The sequence below is a fragment of the Deltaproteobacteria bacterium genome (assembly GCA_016875225.1).
Taxonomy (GTDB): Bacteria; Myxococcota_A; UBA9160; order SZUA-336; family SZUA-336; genus VGRW01.
The window spans coordinates 1-7,498 of the sequence record VGRW01000119.1 but is presented as its reverse complement, the minus strand read 5'-3'; the positions used below and the strand labels follow the sequence as shown (position 1 = coordinate 7,498).

9 protein-coding genes and 1 pseudogene are annotated in these 7,498 nt (G+C 69.7%); 9 read left to right on the top strand and 1 reads right to left on the bottom strand.

Features of this window, described 5'->3' with window-relative positions:
- Positions 1 to 129: 129 nt before the first annotated feature.
- The 5 genes and pseudogenes from FJ108_17280 to FJ108_17260 all read left to right on the top strand — a co-directional run bounded on the left by FJ108_17280 (position 130) and on the right by FJ108_17260 (position 2,880).
- Positions 130 to 441, top strand: a pseudogene (locus FJ108_17280) (lytic transglycosylase F).
- 55 nt (positions 442 to 496) lie between these two features.
- Positions 497 to 874, top strand: a complete 378-nt coding sequence (locus tag FJ108_17275; GenBank protein ID MBM4337642.1) for a VOC family protein — start codon at positions 497 to 499, stop codon at positions 872 to 874.
- 9 nt (positions 875 to 883) lie between these two features.
- Positions 884 to 1,696, top strand: coding sequence for a GNAT family N-acetyltransferase (locus FJ108_17270; GenBank protein ID MBM4337641.1), 813 nt, complete (start codon positions 884 to 886; stop codon positions 1,694 to 1,696).
- Positions 1,697 to 1,732: 36 nt separating this feature from the next.
- Positions 1,733 to 2,134, top strand: a complete 402-nt coding sequence (locus FJ108_17265) for a nitroreductase family deazaflavin-dependent oxidoreductase (protein ID MBM4337640.1) — start codon at positions 1,733 to 1,735, stop codon at positions 2,132 to 2,134.
- Between the two features lie 11 nt (positions 2,135 to 2,145).
- Positions 2,146 to 2,880: an isoprenylcysteine carboxylmethyltransferase family protein gene (locus FJ108_17260; GenBank protein MBM4337639.1), complete on the top strand. Its 735-nt coding sequence runs from the start codon at positions 2,146 to 2,148 to the stop codon at positions 2,878 to 2,880.
- 7 nt (positions 2,881 to 2,887) lie between these two features.
- Here the strand turns inward: FJ108_17260 and FJ108_17255 are convergent, their stop codons facing one another.
- Positions 2,888 to 4,885: a thiamine pyrophosphate-binding protein gene (locus tag FJ108_17255; protein ID MBM4337638.1), complete on the bottom strand. Its 1,998-nt coding sequence runs from the start codon at positions 4,883 to 4,885 to the stop codon at positions 2,888 to 2,890.
- Here FJ108_17255 and FJ108_17250 point away from each other — a divergent pair.
- From FJ108_17250 to FJ108_17235, 4 genes are read left to right on the top strand one after another with little or no spacing between them, the layout of a single operon-like run.
- The gene (locus FJ108_17250) at positions 4,695 to 5,162 is read left to right on the top strand and encodes a nitroreductase family deazaflavin-dependent oxidoreductase (protein MBM4337637.1); all 468 of its coding nucleotides are present in this window, start codon (positions 4,695 to 4,697) and stop codon (positions 5,160 to 5,162) included. The genes FJ108_17255 and FJ108_17250 overlap by 191 nt on opposite strands.
- An 11-nt stretch (positions 5,163 to 5,173) precedes the next feature.
- Entirely contained in the window at positions 5,174 to 5,596 is a 423-nt protein-coding gene (locus tag FJ108_17245) for a GNAT family acetyltransferase (protein ID MBM4337636.1), read from the top strand.
- Entirely contained in the window at positions 5,511 to 6,404 is an 894-nt protein-coding gene (locus FJ108_17240) for a glutathione S-transferase family protein (GenBank protein ID MBM4337635.1), read from the top strand. The genes FJ108_17245 and FJ108_17240 overlap by 86 nt, the downstream gene beginning before the upstream one ends.
- The gene (locus tag FJ108_17235) at positions 6,401 to 7,456 is read left to right on the top strand and encodes a 1,4-beta-xylanase (protein MBM4337634.1); all 1,056 of its coding nucleotides are present in this window, start codon (positions 6,401 to 6,403) and stop codon (positions 7,454 to 7,456) included. The genes FJ108_17240 and FJ108_17235 overlap by 4 nt, the downstream gene beginning before the upstream one ends.
- Positions 7,457 to 7,498: the final 42 nt, after the last annotated feature.

Genomic DNA, 7,498 nt, shown 5'->3' with positions numbered 1-7,498 from the left:
TATGCTGATCACGAGCGGCGTCCTCCTGCGCCCGTCGACGTTCGACGAGCGTTCTGGTTTTCATCAACCAGGAGTGTACGCCGCTCTCCTTTCACCCTCGCTCATACACACTCTATGCCGCAGGACCGGATGATGGATCACTACTACGGCGACGAGCCCATGACCAAGCTGGACAAGGCCCTGTTCGCATTCGCCTCCTACAACGCCGGCGCTGGTCGGATATCGCAGCTGCGCAGAGAGGCCGCCAAGCGCGGGCTTGATCCGAACGTCTGGTTCCACAACGTGGAGTATGTCGTCGCCGAGAAGATCGGCGCGGAGACGGTCACCTACGTCGGCAACATCTACAAGTATTACATCGCCTACCATCTGCTCATCGAGGCCAGGGACGCGAGAGAGCAGGCCAGGGAGAAGCTGAAGGACGAGAGCAAGGGGGCGCCGTGAGCTCACGACGCGGCCCGAATAGACGCATGCCATCTTTCGCGCGGAAGTGTCGTCGATGAATCTCAATCAAGTCACGGTACCTTGCAGGGACCTTGCGGAGTCCGTCGCGTTCTATCGGACGCTGGGCCTGCGCCAGATCGTGAGCAACCCGCCCGACTACGCGCGGTTCGAGTGCCCGGTCGGCGACGCGACGTTCTCGCTGCACCGTGTGTCGGAGGCTCGCGGAGACGGCGGCATCGTCGTCTATTTCGAGCTCGACGATCTGGACGGCGCCGTGGGGAGGCTCGCGGCCGCTGGGATCCGCTTCGATTCGGAGCCGCGCGACCAGCCCTGGCTCTGGCGCGAGGCCTACCTGCGCGACCCCGCCGGAAATCTGATCTGCCTGTACCGCGCGGGCGAGAATCGTCGCAATCCGCCGTGGCGGATTTCCTGAACGCGCCGCATGCAGCCCGCACCCGAGAGCGACGTCGCGCGCCTGGCCGCGTACCTGCAGAGGAACCGCGAGCTGCACCTGTACGAGCTCGGTGATCTGGACGACTTCTTCTTTCCGCACACGCGCTGGTGGGGTTCGGGCGCAGCCGAGCTCGAGGCGCTCTGCCTGGTCTACGAGGGAAGCTTCGGCGCGACGCTGCTCGCGTTCGCGGAGCCCGGAGCCGAGGCGCCCATGCGGTCTCTGCTGCGCGCGATCGAGGGCCGCTTGCCGGCGCGCTTCCACGCGCACCTGTCGAATGGTCTGGCGCGGAGCGTGTCGCGGCGCTTCGAGCTCACCTCGCGCACGCCGGCGCTGAAGCTCGCGCTGCGCGACACGGGCGGGGTCGCGGCGGCCGACACGACGGGCGTCGTCGCGGTCGATCCCAAAGACCTCGACGGCGTCGAGGCGTTCTACCGCGACGCCTATCCCGCGAACTGGTTCGACCCCCGCATGCTCGAGACCGGTCGCTACGTCGGCGTGCGCGACGGGAATCGCTGGCTGGCGATCGCCGGCGTGCACGTGTACTCGCGGGAGTACCGCGTGGCGGCGCTGGGCAACATCGCCACCGCCCGCGACGCGCGCGGCCGCGGTCTCGGCGCGAAGGTGACCGCGGCGCTGTGCCAGACGCTGCTGCGCGACGGCGTCGTGGTGATCGGGCTGAACGTCATGCGCGACAACGAGGCGGCGCTGCGCTGCTACCGCAAGCTCGGCTTCGAGACGATCGCGGAGTACGAGGAGCTCGAGGCGCAAACATCTAGAAGCGGGGCAGCACCTCTGTCATGATGGGCTCGGTCGTCCCGACCCGAGGGGAATCGTGCGATGAAGGCTCTGAAGCTCGCCGTCGGCGCAATCCTGGTCTACGTGGCGATCGTCTTCGCGTTCGAGTCACTGCTCGGGTACTTCCAGCCCACGCCCGCGTCGACCATTCTCATCACGACGTTCGACGCGGAGGGCAGAGCACACGACCGGATCGTCACTCGTCTGGCCAGCGACGGGAAGCTGTACGTCGCCGCGAACCACTGGCCTCGGGCCTGGTACCGCCGCGTGCTGGCCAACCCGGAGCTCGCGGCGACGATCGACGGCGTGAAGGCGGACTACCGGGCCGTGCCGGCCACGGGCGCGGAGCACGAGCGCGTCGACGCCGACAACCGGCTCGGCGTGGGGTTCCGGATCCTGACCGGCTTTCCGCCGCGCTACTTCGTCCGACTCGATCCGCGTTAGGGAGGTGTCAAATGGGAGCCGCCGCACTCGCCTACGGCATCGTGAGCTACGTGGTGTTCCTGGTCAGCTTGCTCTACGCAATCGGCTTCGTCGGAAACTTCGTGGTCCCGAAGTCGATCGACAGCGGGATCGCGGGACCGGCGTCCGAGGCCCTGCTCGTCGACGTGCTCCTGCTGCTGGCCTTCGCGATCCCGCACAGCGTGATGGCGCGCGCGGGCTTCAAGCGCTGGTGGACGCGCGTCGTGCCGAAGTCGCTGGAGCGAAGCACGTACGTGCTGGTTTCGAGCCTGCTGCTCCTGCTGCTGTACTGGGGCTGGCAACCGATTCCCGGCGTGGTCTGGCAGACCGAGAACGCGATCGCCGTCGCGATCCTGTGGGCGCTGTTCTGGCTCGGCTGGGCGCTGGTGCTCTACTCGTCGTTCGCGATCGACCACTTCGACCTGTTCGGCCTGCGCCAGGTCTGGCTGCGCTTTCGCGGCGTCGAGTACGCGCCGGTTCCGTTCGAGCAGCCGTGGCTCTACACGATCGTGCGTCACCCGCTGATGCTCGGCTTCCTGCTCGCGTTCTGGGCCGCGCCGACGCTGACCCAGGGGCATCTGCTCTTCAGCCTGGCGACCAGCGGCTACATCCTGGTGGGAATCGTGCTCGAGGAGCGCGACCTGGTGAAGGCCCACGGGCAGTCCTACGTGATCTACACGCGCGAGGTGCGCATGCTCCTGCCGATCCCCCGCCGGCCGTCGCGCTAGCGGCGCTTCAGCCGATCGGGCCCTGGTAGACCTCGACGAAGCGGCGCAGCAGCTCGGGCGGGGTGGCCAGGTTGGCGTCGCGGTCGCTGCGCACGCAGACGACGCACGGACCGGACGCGCTTCGCGCGTGCGCCAGCGCCGGCTCGAGCTCGTCGGTGCTCTTCACGTAGAGGCCCTCGCAGCCGAGCCCCTCGGCGACGCGGTCCCAGCGCACCTCGCCCATCTCGGTGCCGAAGGTGCGCCCGAAGAGCATGCGCTCGTTCGGCTCCTCCATCGTCCACGAGCCCTCGGCCATCACCACCACGGTGAGCTTCAGTCGCTCGCGCGCCGCCGACTGCATCTCCATGAAGTTGAAGCCTGCGGCGCCGTCGCCGGTCACGCAGACCACCTCGCGCGAGGGATCGGCGAGCTTCGCGCCGATCGCGGAGGGGATTCCCGTGCCCAGCATTCCGAGCTCCAGGATGTTGTGATACGAGCGCGGCTTCGTGGACGGCAGGCACCAGTGCGCCCAGAGCGACGTGTTGCCGCCGTCCGCGGTGTAGACCGCGTCGCCTCCGAACACCCGGCCGATCGCCTGCATCGCGCGCGCGGGATGGATCCCCGCGCCGGCCCAGGCGTCGATCGAAGCGGTCTGCTCGCGCCACCAGCGCGAAGCGGCGTCGAGCCGCGCGGCTTGCGCCGCGAGATCTCGCGCGCGCAAGCCGCGCCCGCGCAGCGCCTCGCCGAGGCCGGCCAGCGTCGCGCGCGCGTCGGCGACGATGCCGAGCGCGATCGGCCGCGTCACACCGATGTGTCGCGGGTCGACGTCGACCTGGATCAGCATCTGTCGCGCCGGGTCGCCCCAGTAACGGTCGTAGGGCAGATCGAGATTTCCGAGCCGCGATCCGACCACGAGCACCACGTCCGCTTCGCGCCGGATCGGATCGGCGCCCGCGCCGAAGCCGAACACGTGCAGCGCGTGGTCGCGCGGCAGCACCGAGCGGCCGGCCATGCTGGTCATGACCGGACAGCCGAGCCGCTCGATCAGCGCCAGAAGCTCCGCGTTCGCGCCCGCGCGATCGACGCCCGCGCCCGCGAAGATCAGCGGTCGCTCGGCGTCGGCCAGAAGCTGCGCGGCCTGCTCGAGCTGCGCCTGCGACGGCTGCGGCAGTGGCGCGCGCGTTCGTTCGGGCGCGAGCAGGGGCGTCTTCGCGTCGTCGCCCTGCGCGTAGACGACGGGCATCGGCACTTCGAGGTGCACGGGGCCCGGTCGCCCCGACCACATCTCGCGAAACGCCATGCTCACGATCTCGGGCAGCCGCCCGCGCTCCAGCACCGGCGCGCCCCACTTCACGTTGGGCCGGAACACGTCGAGCTGGTCCTGGCCCTGGAACGTCGACGGCGGCGACGGATAGACGATGCCGAGCCGGTGCTGCGCGGTGACCACCAGCACCGGGACGCCCTCGTGCCGCGCGGTGATCACGCCCGGCAGAAGGTTCGCCGAGCCGGGTCCCGGATTGCCGAGCACGGCCGAGACCTCGCCGCGGGTCTTGTACACGCCCTCGGCCATGTGCACGCCCGCGGCCTCGTGGCGGACCGGCACGAAGCGGATTCCGTTCGGCTCGAGCGCCGCGAGCAGCGGGTCGAGCTCGGGGCAGGGCAGCCCGAACACGAAGCGCACGCCCTCGTTCGCCAGACACCGCGCCAGAAGAGCGCCACCCATCGCGTTCGCCACGTCGATTCCTCCCTCGCGCGCCGCGCGCAAGCGGCAAACTAACATTCCGGCTTGGAAAGGCGCGGCTCGCGCGCGAACATGCCGGAACGAGGAGGAAACCATGGCGAGCGAGCCCGCGAAGTCTCCAGCCGGGCGCGGCGCGCCGCCGCCGCGCTGGATCCTGAAGACCGTGACGCGCCTGCACGTGCTCCTGCACCGATCGAGCGGCGGCCGTCTGTTCAACACGCTCTCGGGCGACGACGTCTGCTTCGTCACCATGAAGGGCGCGAAGAGCGGGCGCATCCTCACCATCCCGCTCATGTACGTGCCGCATCGCGACGGCGTGCTTCTGGTCGCGTCGCAGGGCGGCGCGCCGAAGAACCCGGTCTGGTACGGGAATCTGGTGAAGCACCCCGAGATCGAAGTGAGTCATCGCGGCCGGCGCATGAAGCTCCGCGCGCGCCTGGCGCGGCCCGATGAGAAGCCCGCGCTCTGGCCGATCTGCGACGCGCACTACGCGCCGTACGCCGAGTACCGCGCGCGCACCGAGCGCGAGATCCCGATCTTCGTCTGCGAACCGGCGGCCTGAAGCGGGAAGTCTTGGAGATCCGCCGCTTCGCCGAGACCGACTCCGATGCGGTGATCGCGCTCTGGCAGCGCTGCGGCCTGCTGCGTCCCTGGAACGATCCGCGCAAGGACATTGCGCGAAAGCTCCGCGTGCAGCCGGAGCTGTTCCTGGTCGGCGTCGTCGACGGTCGCGTCGTCGCGAGCGTGATGGCCGGCTACGAGGGCCACCGCGGCTGGATCAACTATCTCGCGGTCGACCCCGGGCTCCGACGCGGCGGGCTGGGCCGGGCGATGATGGCTGCGGCCGAGAAGGGCCTCGCCGAGCTCGGCTGCCCGAAGGTGAACCTGCAGATCCGGCGCGGCAACGAGGATGTGGTGGCCTTCTACGACCGGCTCGGCTACGTCGAGGACGACGTCGTCAGCATGGGCAAGCGCCTCGAATCCGACGAGCCGTGAGAACCACGAGAATCTGGAGGGCACGTTGATCACGCTCTACGACAACCCGTTCAGCCCGTTCGCGCGGAAGGTGCGGATGGCGCTTCAGCAGAAGGGCGTCGAGTACGAGTCGGTCGACGCGCTGGCGGTGGGCGAACACGAGCGGCTGCTGCGCGTGAACCCGCGCGCCGAGGTTCCCGTGCTCGTCGACGGCGAGACGGTGGTGGTGAACTCGTCCGAGATCGCGGCGTACCTGGAGGATCGCTTTCCGACTCCGCCGCTCCTGCCGGCGTCGCCCGCGCTGCGCGCGAAGGCGCGGACCTGGCAGCGGATCGCCGACACCGAGCTCGACTCGATCATCCACGACGTCTCGCTCTGGGCCTGGCCGACGCACCGGCGCGCCGACGCTCCGCCGTCCGGACTTCTCGACGCGGGGCGCAGCGATCTCACGTCGATCCTGGCGCGGCTCGAGAGCGCGCTCGGCGACGCGGGCTTCGTGTGCGGCGCGCTCTCGATCGCGGACCTGGCGCTGTTCCCGCACGTCTCGTCGCTGCGGCTGCTCGGCGTCGCGCTGGACCCGTTTCCGAAGACTCTGCGCTGGAACCGAGAGATGCGGGCGCTTCCCGTCGTGCGCGCGGATCTCGAGCACCTGAAGCAAAGCCTGGCGGAGAAGTTCGGTTCCGGCGCGTCGCCGTACGAGGCCGAGAAGGTGGTCTGGCGCGGCGACCGGATCGAATGGCTGCTGGCGCGCGGATTCGCCGACTGGTTCCGCGCGGAGCTCGCGTCGGGCCGGGCGATCATCCCCGGCTCCAGCGGAAAGGAAGGCTGAGCGTGGGGCCGTGGCCGATCGAGCGAATCGCCGAGTGGTACGTGCGCCAGCCGTGGATCGTCGGAGCGAGCTATCTGCCGCGAACCGCGGTGAACTGGACGGAGCTCTGGCAGGCGGAGAGCTTCGACCTGCCGACGATCGAGCAGGAGCTCGACTGGGCGCAAGCGATCGGACTGAACGCGATTCGCACGAACCTGCAGTATCTGGTCTGGCGACACGACGCGTCCGGGCTGCGCGCGCGAATCGACCGCTTCCTGGGCGCGGCGTCGCGGCGCGGCCTGCGCACCATGCTGTGTCTCTTCGACGACTGCGCGTTCTCGGGGCGGGAGCCGTACCTGGGCGCGCAGGACGAGCCGATTCCCGGCGTCCACAACAGCGGCGCGGCGGCGAGCCCGGGGCGCGAGGTCGTGCGCGATCGCTCGCGCTGGCCGGACCTCGAGCGCTACACGCGCGACGTCGTCGCGCACTTTCGCGACGACGCGCGCGTGCTGGCGTGGGATCTGTACAACGAGCCCGGAAACGAGGCGGTCTTCACGCGCAGGGTCGGGCCGGATCCGCGCGGCGCGCTCGCGCCGCGAAGCGTCGCGCTCGCCGAGGCGTGCTTCGGCTGGGCCCGCGTCGAGCGGCCCGAGCAGCCGCTCAGCAGCGGCGTGTGGAGCCGGGACTGGCCCACGACCGAGGCGCGGCTGCTCGAGCTCTCCGACTTCGTGAGCTTCCACAACTATTTCTCGCTCGAGCCGCTCGCCCGCCAGGTGGCGCAGCTTCGCAGTCTCGGGCGGCCGCTGATGTGCACCGAGTGGCTGGCGCGAAGTCTGGGGTCAGTGCCCGAGACACACCTGCCGTATTTCGCGGCGGAGCGGATCGGCTGCTTCCACTGGGGCCTCGTGAACGGCCGCACGCAGACGCATCTGCCCTGGCCGATCCTCGACGGACCGGCTGCGAAGTCGCGCTGGCACCACGATCTGCTCCACGCGGACGGCACGCCGTACGACGAGAAGGAGATCGCGCTCTTCTCGCACTGGTGTCGCACGGAGGCGCGTTCCAGCGGCTGAACGACGGCTAGGAGCCTGACCCAAGACTCTCTCGCGCGCCCC